We start from the raw sequence: 17,665 nt of genomic DNA, 5'->3' as shown, positions 1-17,665 counted from the left end.
GTGCGCGGGTCGAAGGACGTCCCGGTCGTGCCACGACCACGGGTTCAGGTCGTCCCCCGGCGGACCGCCGCGTCGAGGTCGGCGAGGTGCGCTTGGACGCGCTCGGCGTCGGCGTGGCGGCCCTGCCGGCGGTAGAGGTCCAGTGCCTCCTGCCACGCGGCGCGGGCTCGGGTGTGGTCGCCCAGGGCGGTGTGGGGGTGGCCGAGGTTGTTCAGGGTGTCGGCGGCCTCGGTGGTGTTGCCGACCGTGCGGTACAGGGCCAGCGCTTGCCGGTAGTGGTCGATGGCCTCGCGGTGGTGGCCGGTGTGGTGCTCGATCCAGCCGAAGCTGTCCAGGGTGTCCGCCTCGCCGTCGGGGTCGCCGTGGCGGCGGTAGAGGTCGAGGGCGGCCCGGCAGTGCTCGCGGGCGTCGTCGTACTCGCCCACCCGGGCGGCGTACCAGCCCACCATGTTGAGCGCGGTGGCTTCCCACACCGGGTGGTCGAGGGCGCGGAAGAGGTCCAGGGCGTGCCGGGCGTGCTCCAGGGCCCGGTGGTCGTCCCCGTGCTGTTCCCAGGCCCACGTGAGGGCGTGCTGGGTGTGGGCCTGCTGGGTGAGGTCGTGGTGCTCGCGGGCGAGGGCGAGGGCCCGGTGCAGGTGGGTGATGGCGCGGTCGTGCCGCTCCAGTTCGGCGAGGGCGTGGCCGAGCAGGCGGTGGGCGAGGATCCGGGCGGCCGGATCGGGCAGGTGGGCGGCGGCGTCGGCGGCCGCTTGCCACACGGCCAGGTCGTCGTGGACGTGCCCGCGCAGGCGGTGGAAGGTCCCCAGGCTCCACGCGATCTGCCACACGACCCGGTGGCGCCGACGCGTGGCGGCGGTGTGCTGGACCGCCAGGAGGTGGAGGTGGTGGTCGTCCATCCACGCCAGGGCGGCCGCGCGGTCGGGCAGCCGGAGGGGCCGGGACCCCGGCACGGGCGGGTCGAGCCGGATCTCCGGTCGGTGGGGGTTCAGGAGCCGTTCGGCGTGGTGGGCGGTGTGCAGGTGGAAGTCCGTCAACCGCTCCAGCGCGGCCTCCCGCTCCGGTTCGGGCAGCTGGTCGGCGGCGGAGGCGGCGAAGGCGCGGACCAGGTCGTGCATCGCGTGGCGGCCGTGCGGGTGCCGGTCGAGCAGCGAGTGGTCCTCCAGGACGCGCAGGGCCCGGCGTGCCTCGGCCGTGGTCAGGCCGGTGAGGGAGGCGGCGGCGGGCACGTCGATGTCCGGGCCGGGCGCGATGCCCAGCAGCACGAACACCATGCGCTGCCGTGCGGTGAGGCGGTGCAGGGACCAGGACAGCACGGCGGGCAGGCTGGCGGTGACGTCGGTCTCGTGGTCGAGCGCGTCCAGGCCCGGTTCGCGCAGTTCCGCGGCCAGCTCGGCCAGCGGCAGCCGGGGACGGGTGGCGGCGTGCCGTGCGGTGATCGCCAGGGCCAGGGGGTGCCGGCCGCACAGCCCGACCAGCTCGTCCACGGCGTCGGGTTCGGCGTCGGTGCGGTGCGCGCCCAGGCGGGACGTCAGCAGGGCGCGGGATTCGCCGGGGGTGAGCACGCCCAGGGGCAGGTGGTGCGCGCCGTGCCGGTCGATCAACGACGGCAGGCTGGTCCGGCTCGTGACCAGCACGGTGCAGGTGGGGCTGCCCGGGAGCAACGGGACGACCTGGTCGGCGGTGGCCGCGTTGTCCAGCACCACCAGCGCCCGTCGCCCGGCCATCAGGCTGCGGTACAGGACCTCCGGGTTCGACTGGGCGCGGTCGGGGGCGACGCCCAGGGCGGCGAGGAACCCGCGCAGCGCGTCGGCCGGGTCGACCGGGTCCCCGGCGGGGCTGAACCCCTGGAGGTCCACGAACAGTTGCCCGTCGGGGAACCGGTGCAGGTTGCGGTGCGCCCAGGACAGCGCGAGCCAGGTCTTGCCGATCCCGCCCACACCACCGATCGCCACCGTCCCGGTCACCACCTCCCCGGACGGGTCGCCCGAAGCCCCGAGCAGCGCGCGGTCGAGCGCGGCCAACTCGGGGACGCGGCCGGTGAACGGCGCGGGAGCGGCGGGCAGTTGGCGCGGCGTCACCGGTGACCGGTCCTCCTCCGGAGCGGTCAGGTCGGGGTCCGCGGACAGGATCCGCTGGTGGAGCCGCCGCAGTTCCGACCCGGGCTCGGCGCCCAGTTCGTCGGCCAGCCGGGCGCGCAGGCGCCGGTACTGGTCCAGGGCCTCGGCCTGGCGGCCCGCGCGGTAGAGCGCGAGCATGAGCTGCGCGGTCACGTGCTCGTTCAGCGGGTGCGCGGTGGTGCGGTCGGTGAGTTCGGGCAGCAGCGCGGAATGCCGCCCGAGCCGCAGCGCCAGGTCCAGGCGGTCGGTGTCGGCGGCGAACCGCTCCCGCTCCAGCGCGTTGCGCACCGTGGTGGTCCACGGTGTGTCCAGCCCCAGCAGCGCCTCGCCCCGCCACAACGCCGACGCCCGCTCGGCCAGTTCGAGTGCCCGCGCCTGGTCCGTCTCGGCGCGCGCGAGGGCGACGAGCCGGCGGAACCGGTGCACGTCCACCGCGTCCTCGTCCACGACCAGCTCGTACCCGTTCGCCCGGTGCACGATGTGGGCCTCGTGGGTGTCCCGCAGCGCCCGGCGCAGGCGCGACAGGTAGCCGTAGAGGGTGTTCCGGCCACCGTGCGGCACCCGGTCGCCCCACGCCCGGTCGAGCAGTTGGTCGGCGGACAGCCACTGGTTGGCCTCGATCAGCAGCACCGCCAGCACGCACCGCTGCCGGGCGTGGCCCAGGTCGACCGGTCGTTCCCCGATGGTCGCCCGCACCGGCCCCAACACGCGGAACTCGACCGCCACCACGGGACTCCCCTCGACGACCGGCCCCCAGGTACCGGTCTAGCAGGGGCGTCCGGCGGTTGCAGGTTTCCCGCAGGTTTTCGTTCGTTCGGTCGAGCAAGGTGGCGACGTGGCGGGAACCGGGCGGGGGAAGCGGGCCGACGCCGGAGGGCAGTCCGGCGTCACCGTTCCCCGCCGTGCTTCGACGGGGGTTCGGATGAACCGCGCAAGGGATCGGGCCCGTGCGCGATTGCCGCTGCCGCTCGCCGCGCTGCTCGGCGTCCTCCTGGCCGCGGGGTGCTCGTGGGGCGCGGAGACGGAAGCGCTGGGAGCACGTCTCCAGGAGGCCGGCTACACCGAGATCGGCGTCGGCCACGTCAACACCAACGGGTACGACCTCGTGCAGGTCGAGGCCACCAAGCCGGCGGCCGACGACAACGGCGTCGAGATAGCCCGCCTCGTCTGGCATACGTACGCGGAGGAGGTGGACCAGGTCGCGATCACCCTCAACGGCACCACCCGGTCCGCCACGAGGGACGAGTTGCTGGAGGAGTTCGGCCCCCGCCAACTCGACCCGAACCCGGACGAGGACACCGATCCGGTCGACGTCCTGATCCGGGTGGCCGTCGTCATCCTGGTCATCGTCGTCCTGGTCAAGGTGCTGGGCTTCCTCGGCCGCCTCGGCCGCGGGTCGGGACCGGGGAGGCTGTGACCGGCTGCCGCCGGCAGCACCGGGCGGTCGCCGAGCGGCACACCGGAACCCGGGACGGCGCCGCCGCGCCCCGGAACGGGTCACGCGCGGCAACGCCTCCGGGCGAGGCGGCCCTCCGTCGTCGGGCCGCCTCGCCACCGCCCGGGACGTCACCCCGAGGGCGTCGGCATCGGGGTGACGTCGGGGGTGCTGATCGGGCGGCGCTGGTGCTGGTGCTGGTGGTCGGGGAACAGGGTGATGAAGTACTCGCTCCAGCCGCCCATGCGGACGCGCAGCAGGTCGTACTGCTCCGGGTCGCGGCGGGCGGCGGCCATGGTCGCGGGGTCGGCGCAGGTGACGGTGAGCAGGTTGGAGCCGGTGCCGCGGGCGAACTCCTCGATGACCTCCACCAGCGCCGCGTGCGGGAAGTCCTCGCGGATGTTGAAGTCGGTGGGCGCGGCGTCCCAGAGTGATTCCGCGCCGTCGCCGGTGAAGCCCCGCAGCGAGGCGATGATCCCCCGCTCCTGGAGGTCGACGGGCTTGTCGACCGGGCTCGGGGTGGGGCTGAGGTCGGAGGCCAGGGTTTCGCCGCGTCGTCGTCCCTCGGGGGAGGCGCCGTTGGCCGCGCCGAACTCCAGGTAGTTCTCGAACGTCCCCACGCCGGGCTGGAGCTGGACGCCGAACGGGTGGTCGGGGGTGCCGATGTCGTTGGCCAGCCTGACCAGGGTGCGGGCGGTGGGCGGGGCGGGGTCGGTGAGGACCGAGACCACGGTGTCGGAGACGCGGCGCAGGAACCGGTTGCCGAAGTCGTCGACCGACTCGTGCCCTCGGCCGTAGCGCGGCAGCGCCAGCGCGGCCTTGCGCAGGTCGCGGAAGCGCTCGGCCCGGGCGGCGATGCGGCCGGCGCCCACCGTCGAGTTGACGAAGGGCTCGGCCATGGACTCGCCCCAGTCGCACATCAGGGCCTCGACCAATTCGGGCAGCGAGGTGGCGGCGGTGGTGGGGTCGTAGACGAGGTGCTTGATCGCCAGGAGCGAGTTGATGGCGTTGGGCAGGGCGATCAGGCCGGGCGCGATGACGTTGTACCGGGCGCCTCCGGCGTAGTAGTCCAGCCCGGTCTCGACGCAGTCGTCGATGAAGCAGGACAGCAGCGGTGAGGGGCACACGTCGCTCATCTGGCCGAACGCCGCCAGCTGGCCGTCGACCTGCTTGGCGTACATCCACCGCAGGTGCTTGAAGTACAGCTCCACGACCTGCTCGAACGTGGTCAGCTCCACCGGTTTGGCCGAGGTGAACGACACCCGCTGGCCGCGGAAGTACATCGGTCCGGCGGTGAGCCACGCCTTGCCCTGGTTGAGGGTGGCCTCCAGCACGTGCAGCATGTTGACCTGGCCGAGCGTGAACCAGTTCCTGCCGACGAACTGGGGTTCGTAGCAGCCGTCGCAGGCGTAGTCGCGGGCGACCTCCAGCGGCACCTCGCTGCGCCACCTGTCCCCCGCCTTCTCCCGCACGGGGGTGAACTCGGTGGGGTCGGGCCCGCCGTCGCCGATGTGCTCGCCACTGCGCACCAGCCCGGGGATGATCTTGGCGTCGTTGAGCAGGATGGGGTGCGCGCCACCGCTGAGCAGCGCGCGGGCGGCCTCCTCGGCGAACTCGCGGGGCATGTCCGGCCGCACGCGCAGCGACAGGCACGGCGCGTTGAGCGGCAGCCGGCGGGCGGCGAGCAGGCACAACATCGTGGTGGCGTTGTAGGCCGGCGCGCCTTCGTCGGGCGTGTCGTCGGCGAGCGTTCCGCCGACGGTGATCTGCTGGACCCACTGGTTGGTGGCGGCCCCTTGGGGGTAGTTGCCGCTGAAGCCGCCCATCGCCATGTTGCCGTAGGGCTGGTGGTCCTCCACGAACGTCCGGTTCCACAGGACCTTCTCGCCGAGCTTGACCCACAGGCAGTCGATGATCTCCTGCGCCTGCTCGTCGGTGATCAGGCCGAGGTCGCGGTCCTGTCGCCGGAAGGGCTCCAGGAGCTGGTCCAGGCGGCCGATGGCGGTCGGCTCGCCCACCAGGTGCAGGCACGAGTGCACGCTGAAGATCAGCTGGGCGGCTTCCAGGAGCGTGTCCGGCGGCTGGTGGGCCAGCTTGCGCATCCGGGCGTGGACGGCCAGCAGGTTCTCCAGCTCGGCCTGCTGGGAGGGCGGCGTGTCGTGGGCCAGCCGGGCGGCCAGCTCGGCGAAGGCGAGGCAGTGGTCGCCGACCCCCTCCAGGGCCAGGACGATGGCGCGGTAGAACTGCCGCTTGCCCTCGTCGCCGGTCGCGGCGAGCTTGGCGCTCACCTCGGAGATCAGCCCGTCCAGGCCCTTGTCCAGCAGGCGCTGGTAGTCCGGGACGACGTGGCCGACGCCGGAGGCCGCGCTCAGGCCGCGGAAGAAGTTCTGCAGCTGCTCGTCCTCGCGCGTGTAGTCGATGACGTACTTGCCCTGGCCCAGCCCCAGGTTGGGCATCCCGCCGACGATCAGCTCGGCCGGTTCGACGTGGTAGGTGTCGGCGCCGTTGATCGTCCTGCCGTGCTCGTGCCGCCGGCCGCGGAACCCGTAGTCGTCACCCGCGAACACCTTGCCCAGACCGATCTTGATGGCCCAGCCCATGCGCTCGACCACCGGCAGGGCCATGATTTCGCGGGACCGCTGCTCCCCGACGTACCGGTCCAGGTAGACCGACAGGTGCTCCAACTCCTGCTGCGCGCGGTCGAAGTACCAGCTGTCCTGCCACCGGGAGAACATGTTCTCCAGCAGCCGCAGCACCCGGCCCGAGGGCGGTCGGCAGTGCTCCCGCTGGTCGGCCGGGATCGTGGACATGCGGTGCAGGTAGTCGTGGTGGTTGTAGTACATGTAGCCGTTGCGCGAGCGCCGGTCGAAGTGCCGGTCCAACCTCTCCCAGTCCACGCCGGGGAAGTCGTCCCACGACCGCGCCAGGTCCGGCACCGGGGTGGGGTCCAGCCGCAGGTTGAGCTGGCTCGGGACGAAGTAGAACCCGCCGAGGTCGGACCGCACGTTGGACAGCAACCGGTCGGCCATGAAGCCGTCGTTCGACCCGATCTGCTGGTCCATGATCTTCTCCAGCACCGCGACCGAGTTCGCGTAGCCGGCGAAGTAGATGCCCTTCTCGTCACGGCGGCTCGCGCCCTTGGCGAGCAGGTCCTCGTCGCCCAGGGCGGTGGACGTGCCGTAGGGGAGGCTCAGCCGCAACAACGGGGTGGTGTCGCCCGCCTCGTCCTGCGCCCGCGAGCGGCTGATGTGGCTGCGGTCGTCCCGGGACGGGATGATGATGTCGTCGGCGGTGCGGCCGACCAGGTCCTCGATCTGGTCGGGGTTCATGTTCAGCAGGTTCGACCAGTTGATCGTGAAGCGCTGGGCCAGCACGAACGACGCGCCGAGGTAGTCGGGGTCGTCCAGGCCGACGAGGGTGTGCTTCTGGAAGCTGACCGGGCTGGTGGGGTTGTTGAGGTTCTCGGAGAACCGGCAGCCCACGACCTTGCCGCCGCGCTTGTCCTCGCGCACCGACTTCGTCGCGGCCTGCTGGCTCACGGTCCTGGTGGCGTCGATGCCGCCGGTGGCGGCCAACTTCGCGCTGAGCCGTGCGAACACCGCGGGGCAGTGGTCCTCGTTGGCGGACTTGATGTGGAACCACAGGTCCGCCCCGGAGTCCACGAAGGTGCCGTTGGAGCGCTCGAACACCTTGGACGGGGCGAATCCCGCGTCCACCCCTCGCTCGCCGGTGGGGAAGCGCAGCGCCATCCCCTTGGGCGGCGTCATGTCCTCCTGGAGGCACCACTCGTGCCACAGCCGGAAACCCACGCCGGCCACGACGGTGGTGTGGGCGCTGCCGAAGTCCGCGTGGATCTCGTGGCGCAACTCCGCGAGGACCGCGGACAGCTGGGGCAGCGTCGGCGCCCGACCGTCCCCGGCCCGCCAGAACGTCGCGAACACCGCGTACGGCGACGGGTAGATCAGCCCACGCTGCACGTGCCGCCACACGTCGTGCCCGACGGGACCGTCCTCGGCGGCGAACAGGTCCGGCGCCTCGGAGGTGCCGAGGTCCGTCGTTGTCCCGGTGCGCGACTCCTGCAGCGTCAAGGCTCTTCGTCCCCGTCCCGGTCGACCCGGCGCCGACCACCGGTCGATGCTCGCAGGAACGGGGGTGCTCGCGAGGCTCCCGCAGGGTGTGTGACCCGACAGGACACTCTTGTGACTCCATCGGGGACTGAGACCGGTTGGCCGTCGCCGTCGTAGCTACCGAGCGTGCCGGATGTCCGCTCTTCAACGCCCGCGAATACACCTGCGGGTGGGCTCTGGCCCGTAGTCGGTGGTGACGCCGGTATCTGTCAGGGTAGGAGGATGCGGTGGCGGAGGAGGTCGAATCCGGCGCGTCCGTGCCCTCGGTCCGATCCGGGTGGCCATCGAGCGGTCGCCGGTGCCCGGCCCGACGAGCCGAGCGGAGACGGCGGCCCACGCCGAACGGTGTGGACGTCTCTTTCGAGTGGTTTTCGGATTCGCGCGCTACGGCAGGGAGACGGACGGGTATCAAGGGCACACGAGACGCGATGCCTGCGGTCACGTCGGGCAGGGACGTCCCGTATCCAGCGCGGGAAGTGAGCAGCCATGACCGACCGTTCGGGTTACCACCGCAGTCGCGGCCAGGACGACGAGTACGCGGGCGCCATCACCGTCGGCACAGAGGACATCGGCATCGGAGTCACAGAGGACATCGGCGCCGGAGTCACAAAGGACATCGGCGTCGATGTCCACGGCAGTGCCACGGTCGCAGAGGACGCCCCTGAAGAGGGGTCTACCTCGTGATCGGCTCTGGCGCACTTTCGGTGCTGACGGAGTAGCCGGTCGCGGCCTCGACCTTGCGGTGGAGATCGATCCGCTTGCCGGGGAGGTGCTTTCGGGCTGTCGACGCCTTCGTCATCGCAGCGCCGGCGGCACGACCACGACCCGGATGCGGACCGCGACCGACGCCCTCCGCCATGCACCCGACGACCGGAACCGGCAGTCGGAAATACCGTCCCCGCAAGAGGGTCGACATCCATAAGAGGATCACGAACCGACCGGCCACTCACCGTCACCACCGGAAGTGCGCCAGAGCCGCGGGTGCACACGTCTTGGTCTTGGATGGACCCGACCGCCGAGGCCCGCACCGATGACGGCCGGCGTCACCGCGGGAGCGGCGGACGCGCGGTGGCAGTCGCGTGCGGGCCCGGCGGGGTCGGTCGCCGGTGTCCGTCAGTCGCGGACGGACTTGTAGCGCAGGAGGACAGCGCCCGATCGGAAGGCGCGGTTCTCCACCAGTTCCAGGGTCAGCCACCTGTCCAGCGAGGGGAAGAACGGCGTGCCGCCGCCGATCGCGGCCGGTGTGACGAGCACGTGGAACTCGTCCACCAGACCGGCTCGGACCAGGGGCGCGGCGAGCGTGGCGCCGCCGACCTCCATCAGGCCGTCGGTCTCGGCCTTGAGCCTCTTGGCGGCCTCGACCACGTCACCCCGTTCCAGCCGGGAGTTCCACCCGACCGAGTCCAGGGTCTTGGAGAAGACCACTTTCGGCATCGCGAGCCACAGCCGCGCGTACTCGGCCTCCACCGGGGACACGTCGGGCGCCTCGCCGGCGGTCGGCCAGTGGGCCGCCATCAGCTCGTACAGCCTGCGCCCGTACAGCGACAGCGCGACCTGCCCGGTGCGGTCGTTCCAGAACTGGTGCAACTCCTCGTCCGGCGTGCTCCAGCCGAGGTCGCCGTTCGCGTCGGCGATGTAGCCGTCCACCGAGACGTTCATGCCATAGGTCAGCCATCCCATGGCGGTACAGGATGCCGGAGCACGGGGAACCCGCCGCACCGCCACGCCGGCTCGACAGGACAACGCCGATGTCGGGCTCCGCCCAGGTCGCGCGGAACCCCACCGCCGCACCGCCACCGCGAGGGAAACCGGCCGGCCGGACGCGGTGCGCAGCAGGTCGTTGACCGGTTCGAGCCGCCGACGTCACGGGCGGCCGTCGGCCCGACCGGTGAACCCGTGCCGCATCAGGCCAGCAGGTCCGGGGTGATGTCGCCGATGGTGGGGCAGCCGGTGAGCGCCATGGCCAGGTCCAGGTCGGCCAGCAGGCAGCGCAGGACGTGGGTGACGCCGCGTTGCCCGTCCAGCGCCAGGCCGTACAGGAACGGGCGGCCGTAGAGGATCGCGTCGGCGCCCAGCGCCAGGGCTTTGAGGATGTCGCTGCCGGTGCGGACGCCCGAGTCGAAGAGGACGGGGACGTCCGGGCCCACGGCGGCGCGGACGGCGGGGAGGACGTCCAGGGCCGCGACGGTCCCGTCCAGTTGGCGACCGCCGTGGTTGGAGACGATGATGCCGTCGGCCACGCCCAGGTCCAGGGCGTGCCGGGCGTCGTCGGGGTGCAGGATTCCTTTCAGGAGGATCGGCAGCGACGTCACGGTGCGCAGCCAGGGGAGGTCGTCCCACGTCAGGGCGGGGTTGGCGAAGACGCGGGCCCAGTGCTGGACGACCGTGCGGTCGTCCGCGTCCGGGGGCAGGGCGGCGCGGAAGACGGCGTCGCTGGTGAAGTTGGCGATGCCGGCCCGGTGCAGGAACGGCAGGTAGCCCTGGTCCAGGTCGGTCGGGCGGTAGCCGAAGGTCGGGGCGTCCACGGTGAGGACGATCGCCGTGTAGCCGCTGCGCTCGGCGCGGTGGACCAGGGAGGCGGCGACGGCGCGGTCCGCGGGCCAGTAGAGCTGGAACCAGCGCGGTTGCGGGCCGGATTCGGCGGCGACGTCCTCCATGCTGTGGGACGAGCCGGTCGAAAGGACGAACGGCACGCCGACGTCCGCGGCGGCGCGGGTGGTGGCCGGTTCGCCGTCGGGGTGGACGACGGTTTGCGCGGCGGTCGGCGCGAGCAGGACCGGGACGGCCAGTCGCTGTCCGAACAGGGTCACCGTCGTGTCGCGGCGGGCCGCGCCGCGCAGCATCCGCGGTACCAGGCGGTGGCGGGCGAACGCCTCGCGGTTCGCGCGGCCGGTGTCGCCCACGCCCGCGTCACCGACGACGTAGCCGCGTGCGGTGGGGGTCATGGCGGTGCTCGCCGCGGCCTCCAGGGCGGTCAGGTCGGTGGTGAGGCGGGGCGCGGCGCCGGACACGTAGATATCCCGCACCAGGGTGGCGGGAGGCGGCGGCGGGGTGAGGGTGCGGGTGATCAGGTGTCCGACGGCCGGATCGCGGGCGGTGAGGGCGAAGTGGCCGCCGGACAGCAGGTCGGTGTGGCAGCCGCCGGTGGTGTGGCGGGCCCAGCCGCGGGTCTGCTCGGCGGTGTTCTTGGGGTCGGCGTCGGCGAGCAGCACGGTGATCGGGGCGCGCACCCCCGTGCCCGGAGCGGGGTGGTAGCGGCGCAGGGCGCGGTGGTCGGCGCGGAGCAGGCGGATGATCTCGGCGGCCACGTCCGGTTCCCGCAGGAGCGGTTCGGGCACGCCGCCCAGTCGGCGCAGCTCGGTGACGATGTCGTCGTCGGTCAGGGTGTCGAGGTCCGGCTCGGCCCAGTCCTCGTCGGGCGGCCGGGCGGCGGAGACGTACAGGCGGGCGACCGTGCCGCGCTGTTCCAGCAGCCGCGTGGTCTCGAAGGCGACGAGCGCGCCCATGCTGTGCCCGAGCAGGGCGAGCGGCCGGTCGGTGTACGGGGCGAGGAAGCGGGCGGCTTCCCCGGCCAGGGTCGTGATGTCCGCGGCCACCGGGTCGGCCCGGCGCTCGCGGCGGCCGGGGTACTGGTAGGCGAGCAGTTCGACGTCCTCGGGCAGGGCGGCGGACAGGGCGGTGAAGGCGTCCGCGGCTCCGCCCGCGTGGGGGAAGCAGGCCAGCCGGACGGTCGGGTCGGTCCTGGGTCGCAGCGCGCGCACCGGGGTGCTCTCGGCCAGGGTCATGAGGTCACGTCCTCGGGTGCGGGGCCGACCAGCTCGCTCAGGTGCTCGCCCAGGTGGGTCGGTGTCGGCCAGTCGTACATGAAGGTGACGGGCAGGCGGATGCCGGTCGCGGCGTCGATGCGGTTGCGCAGCTCGACCGCGGCGAGCGAGTCGAGGCCGATCCGGTCGAACGGCACGAGCGGGTCGATCGCCTGGCCGGAGGCGTGGCCCAGGACGATCGCGGTCTCGTGGCGGACCGTGTCCAGCAGGGTCGGTCCCCCGGTCGGCGCGGCGGGGGCGGCCGGAGCGGCCACCAGGTCGCGCAGCAGCGGCGGGATGTCGCGCAGGCCGTCCAGCGCCCACTCGGCGGCCACGGCCACCGGCGCGTTGCGGCGCACGGCGGCGTCGAGCAGGTCCAGGCCGCGCTCGTCGGACAGCGGCAGCACGCCCGTGCGGGCCATCCGCGCGGTGTCGGCGGCGGTCAGGTCGGACGCCATGCCGCCCTGCCACAGGCCCCACACGACGGAGGCGCCCGGTCGTCCCGCCGCGCGCCGCGCCTCGACCAGGCCGTCGAGGAACGCGTTGCCGGCCGCGTAACCGGCCTGCCCGGCGGTGCCGAGGGTGCCCGCCAGCGAGGAGAAGGCGACGAACGCGTCGAGGTCGAGGTCCCGGGTGGCGGCGTCCAGGTTGAGCGCCGCGTCCACCTTCGGCCGCAGCGCCCGGTCGAGCTTGTCCGGCGTGAGCGACGCCAGCACCCCGTCGTCCAGCACGCCCGCCGCGTGCACCACACCGCCGATCCGCACGCCGTCACGGGCCAGGTCGCGCAGTGCCGCGTCCAGGGCGTCGCGGTCGGCGGCGTCGCAGGCGATCGTGCGCACGTCCGCGCCGGACCCGGCCAGCTCCTCCGCGAACACCGCCGCCGGGTCGCCCGGTTCCGGGAGGCGGCGGCCCATCAGCACCACCTGCCGCACCCCGTGCTCCGCCACCAGGTGCCGGGCGACGAGCCGGCCGAGCTGCCCGTGGCCGCCGGTGATCAGCACGGCGCGGGCGGTGTCCCACACGTCGTCGGCCGGGACGGTGAGCACGACCTTGCCGACGTGCCGGGCCTCGGCGAGGTGGCGGAAGGCGTCGGGCGCCCGCCGCAGGTCCCAGGTGGACACGGGCGGCGGCCGCAGGACGCCCCGCTCGAACAGGTCCAGCAGGGTGGCGAGCACGTCGCGGATCCGGTCGGGGCCGGGGTCGCGCACGTCGTAGGCGCGGTACGCCACGCCGGGGTGGGCGGCCGCGACGGCGTCCGGGTCGCGGCGCTCGGTCTTGCCCATCTCCAGGAAGCGCCCGCCGCGCGGCAGCAGGCGCAGCGAGGCGTCGATGTGCTCGCCCGCCAGGGAGTTGAGCACCACGTCGACGCCCCGGCCGCCGGTGGCGGTGAGGAAGCGCGGTTCGAAGCCGGGTTCCCGCGACGACGCGATGTGGTCGTCGGGCAGCCCGGCGGCGCGCAGCACGTCCCACTTGCCGGGGCTCGCCGTGGCGAACACGTCGGCGCCGAGGTGGCGGGCCAGCTGCACGGCGGCCGTGCCGACCCCGCCGGTCGCGGCGTGCACCAGCACGGACTCGCCCCGGCGCAGCCCGCCGAGGTCCACCAGGCCGTGATAGGCGGTCAGGTAGGCCACGGGCACCGCGGCGGCCTGCTCGAACGTCCAGCCGTCCGGGATCCGGCACAGCAGCCGGTGGTCGGTGAACGAGACCGGGCCGACGCCCGCGAACAGGCCCATCACCCGGTCGCCGGGCCGCAGCCCGGTGACGCCCGCGCCGACCTCCAGCACCACGCCGGCCCCCTCGCCGCCGTGGCCGGAGGACGTGGCGTCCGGGTCGACCGACGGCGGGATCACGCCGAGGGCGAGCAGGACGTCCCGGAAGTTCAGCCCGGCCGCGCGCAGCCGGACGCGCACCCGGCCGGGTCCGAGCGGTTCGCCGGCCTCCGGCCACGGCGTCAGGGCCAGGTCCGCGAACGTCCGCCGGCCGACGTGGTCCAGCCGCCAGTGCCCGGTGGGCGGTGTCGGCAGCGCGCCGGGTTCGGCGGCGGTGAGCGTCGGCCGGTGGGCGGTGCCCGCGCGCAGGGCGAGCTGCGGTTCCCCCGTCGCGAGCGCCGCGGCGAGGGCGTGGCGGGAGGCGGGTTCGTCGTCCACGTCCACCAGGGCGAACCGACCGGGGTGCTCGGCGTGTAGCGCCCGCACGAAACCCCAGACGGCCCGGTGCGCCAGCCCGTCCCGCTGCTGGTCGCCGTGCACGGCGACGGCCCCGCGGGTGAGCACGACCAGCCGCGCGTCCGCCGACCGGTCGTCGGAGGTGATCAGGTGGGCGACCGGCAGGACGTGGTGCAGCGCCTCGCGCACGGCGTCCGGGCCGGCGGCGGGGCAGGCCAGCAGGATGCCGTCCGGTGTCGGGGAGTCCGCCACCGTCGAGTGGTCGGCGTGGACGTCCACGGTCCAGCCGGCGGCACGCAGCGCGGCGGCGAGGCCGTCGTCCCCGATGACCGCCCACCGGCCGGGGGCGGCGGCCGGCAGGTCCGGCAGGGCGGTCCAGGACGGGAAGAGCAGGCCGTCGGCCCGGCTGCCGGGCATGGGGCGCAGCGCCAGGGACCGGATGGAGGCGACCGGGCGCCCGGTGTCGTCCGCCGCCTCGATCGAGATCGCCCGCGGCCCGGCCGGGGTCAGGCGGACGCGCAGGGTCTCGCCCGCCGGCGCCGCCACGCGGGCGCCGGACCAGGCGTAGGGCAGCAGCGTGCCGTCGTCGTCTGCCAACCCGCCCAGCGCGACCGGGTGCAGGGCGGCGTCGAGCAGGGCCGGGTGCACCGGGTAGTCGTGCGGGCGGTCGGCGGGCAGGGTCACCTCGGCGAAGACCTCCCGGCCGCGACGCCACACGGCGCGGACGCCGCGGAACGCGGGCCCGTAGGCCAACCCCTTCGCGGCCAGGTCCGCGTACAGGTGGTCCAGCGCCACGGGTTCGGCGTCCGGCGGCCAGGCGCGCAGGTCGGCGGGCGGTTCGGCGGGCCCGGTCGCGAGCGCGCCGGTGGCGTGCCGGGTCCACTCCGCTTCGCCCGCGCGGCGGGCGTGCACGGTCAACGCGCGCGACGCGGTCACGGTCACCCGCAACTGCACGTCCGCGTCCTCGTCCAGCACGAGCGGCGCTTCCAGGACCAGTTCCTCGACCAGGTCGCAGCCCACCTGCCGGGCCGCCGAGCCGGCCACCGACAGCCAGGCCGTGCCGGGCACGACGACCGCGCCCGCGACCCGGTGGTCGGCCAGCCACGGGTGCTCGGCGAGCGACAGCCGGCCGGCCAGCACGACGTCCCCCGACCCCGGCAGCTCGACCAGCGCGCCCAGCAGCGGGTGCCCGGTCGGGGTGAGGCCGACCGCGCGGACGTCGGCGGGCCCGGACGACTTCGGCGTGGGCAGCCAGTAGCGCTCGCGCTGGAACGCGTACGTGGGCAGCGGCACGCGCCGGGCGCCGCGGCCGGCGAAGACCGCCGCCCAGTCGACCGCCTGGCCGGCCACGTGCAGCCGGGACACCGCGGTGAGCACCGTCCCGACCTCGGGCCGGTTGGGGCGCAGGGACGGCACCGGGGTGCCCGACGCGCCCGCGGCGGCCAGGCACTCGGCGGCGGGCGCGGCCAGGTCGCCGCCGGGGCCCACCTCCTGGAAGCGGGTGCAGCCCAGGGCGACCAGGGCGGCCATGCCGTCCCGGAAGCGGGTGGCGCCGCGGGCGTGGCGCACCCAGTAGTCCGGGTCACCGGGTTCGGCACGCTCCCCCGTCAGGTCGGACACGAACGTGAGCCGCGGTGCGCGGGGAGTGATGCGCGAGGCCACCTCGCGCAGTTCGGCGAGCACCGGGTCGACCAGGGGCGAGTGGAACGCGTGGCTGACCCGCAGCCACGTCGCCGTGCCGCCGCCCGCCCGGAAGTCGGCGACGACGGCGGCGAGCGCGTCGCGGTCACCGGAGAGCACGGTCGCCTCCGGCCCGTTGACCGCCGCCACGGCCAGCACGTCCTCACGGCCCGCGATGAGGGCGGCGGCCCGCTCCTCGCTCGCCCGCACCGCCGCCATCGCGCCGCCCTCGGGCAGCCGGCCCATGGCGCGGCCCCGGGCGGCCACGAGCGCGGCGGCGTCGTCCAGGGAGAGGATGCCCGCCACGTGGGCGGCGGCGATGGCGCCCACCGAGTGCCCGAGCACGGCGTCGGGCCGCACGCCCCACGACCCCAGCAGCCGGGACAACGCGACCTCGAAGGCGAACACCGCCGGCTGCGTCCACTCCGTCCGGTTCAGCGCGGCCCCCTCGAAGACCACGTCGCGCAGCGGGCGGTCGAGGTGCGGGCGCAGGACGTCGCACACCTCGTCGAACGCGGCGGCGTAGGCGGGGAACGCCCGGTACAGCTCCCGGCCCATGCCGGGGCGCTGGGAACCCTGGCCGGCGAACAGGAACGCCGTCCTGCCCTCGCCGGCCGCGCCGCGGAACACGTCGGGCGCGGGCTCGTCGGCGGCGATGGCCCGCAGGCCCGCCGTGAGGCCCGCGTGGTCGGCCGCGAGCACCGCCGCGCGGTGGCGCAGCCCGCCGCGCGTGGTCGAGAGGGAGAAGCCCAACGACGTCAGGTCTTCGGTCGGGTGGTCCAGCAGCCGTTCCGCCTGGGCCCGCAATGCCTCGGCGCTGCCCGCCGACAGCAGGACCGGCACGACGGGCAGCGAAGCCGACGGCTCGGCGTCGGCGGGGGCGGACGGCGGGGCGGACGGCTCGGCGTCGGCGGGCGCGGGCGCCTGTTCGAGGATGACGTGGGCGTTGGTGCCGCTGATGCCGAACGACGACACCGCCGCCCGCCTCGGTTGCCCGTGGTCGGGCCACGCGACGCGCTCGGTCAGCAGCGCGACCGTGCCCTCGGACCAGTCCACCAGCGGCGTCGGCCGGTCGGCGTGCAGGGTCGCGGGCAGGACGCCGTGCCGCAGCGCCTGCACCATCTTGATCACGCCGCCGACCCCGGCGGCGGCCTGGGTGTGCCCGATGTTGGACTTCAGCGAGCCCAGGCGCAGCGGGCGCTGCGCCGTGTGGGCGCGACCGTAGGTGGCCAGCAGCGCGCCCGCCTCGATCGGGTCGCCGAGCCGGGTGCCGGTGCCGTGCGCCTCCACCACGTCGACCTGCGCGGCGGACACCCCCGCGTCGGCCAGCGCCTGCTCGATCAACTGCTCCTGGGCCGGGCCGTTCGGCGCGGTCAGGCCGTTGGTCGCGCCGTCCTGGTTGACCGCCGAGCCCCGGATGACGGCCAGCACCTCGTGGCCGTTGCGCAGCGCGTCGGACAGGCGTTCCACCAGCAGCAGCCCCGCGCCCTCGGCCCAGCCGGTGCCGTCGGCGGACTCGGCGAACGCCTTGCAGCGGCCGTCGGCGGCCAGGCCGCGCTGGCGGCTGAACTCGATGAACGACGTGGGCGTGGCCATGACCGTCACGCCGCCGACGAGCGCCAGGCCGCACTCGCCGCGCCGCAGCGCCCGCGTGGCCAGGTGCAGGGCCACCAGGGAGGACGAGCACGCCGTGTCCACCGTGACGGCGGGGCCCTTGAGGTCGAAGGTGTAGGCGATCCGCCCGGAGGCGACGCTGCCCGCGCTGCCGGCGCTCAGGTACCCCTCGTAGTCGCGGGGCGCGGGCTGGAGCCGGGACGCGTAGTCGTCGTACATCGCGCCGACGAACACGCCGGTGCGGCTGCCCCGCAGCGACGCGGGGTCCAGGCCCGCGCGCTCGAACGTCTCCCACGCGACCTCCAGCAGCAGCCGCTGCTGCGGGTCGATCGCGTGCGCCTCGCGCGGAGAGATGCCGAACAGCCCGGCGTCGAAGTGGGCGGCGTCGTGCAGGAAGCCGCCCTCCCGCGCGTACGACGTGCCGACGGCGTCGGGGTCCGGGTCGTAGAGCGCGGGCAGGTCCCAGCCGCGGTCGTCCGGGAACGGGCCGACCGCGTCCACCCCGTCGGCGACCAGCCGCCACAGGTCCTCCGGCGAGGCGACCCCTCCGGGGTAGCGGCACGCCATCCCGACGATCGCGATCGGCTCGCGATCCCTCTCCTCGGCCTCGCGCAACCGCGCGCGGTAGCCCTGCGCGTCGGCGATGGCCTTCTTCAGGTAGGCCCGCAGTTCCTCTTCGTCAGCCATGTGGATCTCAGCTCTCCGGCGTCGTGCTGCCCGTCCG

At 74.4% G+C, this 17,665-nt stretch carries 7 protein-coding genes and 1 pseudogene; 2 read left to right on the top strand and 6 right to left on the bottom strand.

Annotated features, from left to right (window positions below; all coding sequences use genetic code 11):
- Nucleotides 1-44 precede the first annotated feature (44 nt).
- Nucleotides 45-2,843, bottom strand: coding sequence for a BTAD domain-containing putative transcriptional regulator (locus ACWEFJ_RS22725; RefSeq protein ID WP_449714948.1), 2,799 nt, complete (start codon nucleotides 2,841-2,843; stop codon nucleotides 45-47).
- Between the two features lie 229 nt (nucleotides 2,844-3,072).
- Here ACWEFJ_RS22725 and ACWEFJ_RS22720 point away from each other — a divergent pair, with 229 nt between their 5' ends.
- Nucleotides 3,073-3,534 carry a hypothetical protein gene (locus ACWEFJ_RS22720; RefSeq protein ID WP_449714947.1) on the top strand — a complete coding sequence of 154 codons (462 nt, stop codon included), beginning with the start codon at nucleotides 3,073-3,075 and terminating at the stop codon, nucleotides 3,532-3,534.
- A gap of 149 nt (nucleotides 3,535-3,683) precedes the next feature.
- Here the strand turns inward: ACWEFJ_RS22720 and ACWEFJ_RS22715 are convergent, their stop codons facing one another.
- Nucleotides 3,684-7,640 (bottom strand): Dyp-type peroxidase, encoded by a 3,957-nt coding sequence (locus ACWEFJ_RS22715; RefSeq protein WP_449714946.1) that lies wholly within the window; start codon nucleotides 7,638-7,640, stop codon nucleotides 3,684-3,686.
- Nucleotides 7,641-8,165: 525 nt separating this feature from the next.
- Between ACWEFJ_RS22715 and ACWEFJ_RS22710 the strand changes: the two genes are divergently transcribed.
- Nucleotides 8,166-8,363 (top strand): hypothetical protein, encoded by a 198-nt coding sequence (locus ACWEFJ_RS22710; RefSeq protein ID WP_378097405.1) that lies wholly within the window; start codon nucleotides 8,166-8,168, stop codon nucleotides 8,361-8,363.
- Nucleotides 8,364-8,792: 429 nt separating this feature from the next.
- On the opposite strand, the gene ACWEFJ_RS22705 is transcribed toward ACWEFJ_RS22710, so the two are convergent.
- From ACWEFJ_RS22705 to ACWEFJ_RS22690, 4 genes and pseudogenes are all read right to left on the bottom strand, one after another.
- Entirely contained in the window at nucleotides 8,793-9,359 is a 567-nt protein-coding gene (locus ACWEFJ_RS22705) for a dihydrofolate reductase family protein (protein WP_378097408.1), read from the bottom strand.
- Between the two features lie 224 nt (nucleotides 9,360-9,583).
- Nucleotides 9,584-10,708 carry an alpha-hydroxy-acid oxidizing protein gene (locus ACWEFJ_RS22700; RefSeq protein WP_449714969.1) on the bottom strand — a complete coding sequence of 375 codons (1,125 nt, stop codon included), beginning with the start codon at nucleotides 10,706-10,708 and terminating at the stop codon, nucleotides 9,584-9,586.
- Nucleotides 10,709-10,768: 60 nt separating this feature from the next.
- Nucleotides 10,769-11,464, bottom strand: a pseudogene (locus tag ACWEFJ_RS22695) (thioesterase II family protein); the annotation flags it as partial.
- Entirely contained in the window at nucleotides 11,461-17,634 is a 6,174-nt protein-coding gene (locus ACWEFJ_RS22690) for an SDR family NAD(P)-dependent oxidoreductase (protein WP_449714968.1), read from the bottom strand. The pseudogene ACWEFJ_RS22695 and the gene ACWEFJ_RS22690, both read right to left, overlap by 4 nt.
- Between the last annotated feature and the right edge of the window lie 31 nt (nucleotides 17,635-17,665).

The sequence above is a fragment of the Actinosynnema sp. NPDC004786 genome (assembly GCF_053601135.1).
Note: the sequence above shows the minus strand (reverse complement) of the source record. Positions and strands in the feature narration are given on the sequence as shown.

What these genes read in the sequence shown, in the direction of transcription:
- ACWEFJ_RS22710 (WP_378097405.1), top strand. Translation starts at nt 8,166, where the DNA reads ATGACCGACCGTTCGGGTTACCACCGCAGTCGCGGCCAGGACGACGAG.
- ACWEFJ_RS22705 (WP_378097408.1), bottom strand. Translation starts at nt 9,359, where the DNA reads ATGGGATGGCTGACCTATGGCATGAACGTCTCGGTGGACGGCTACATC.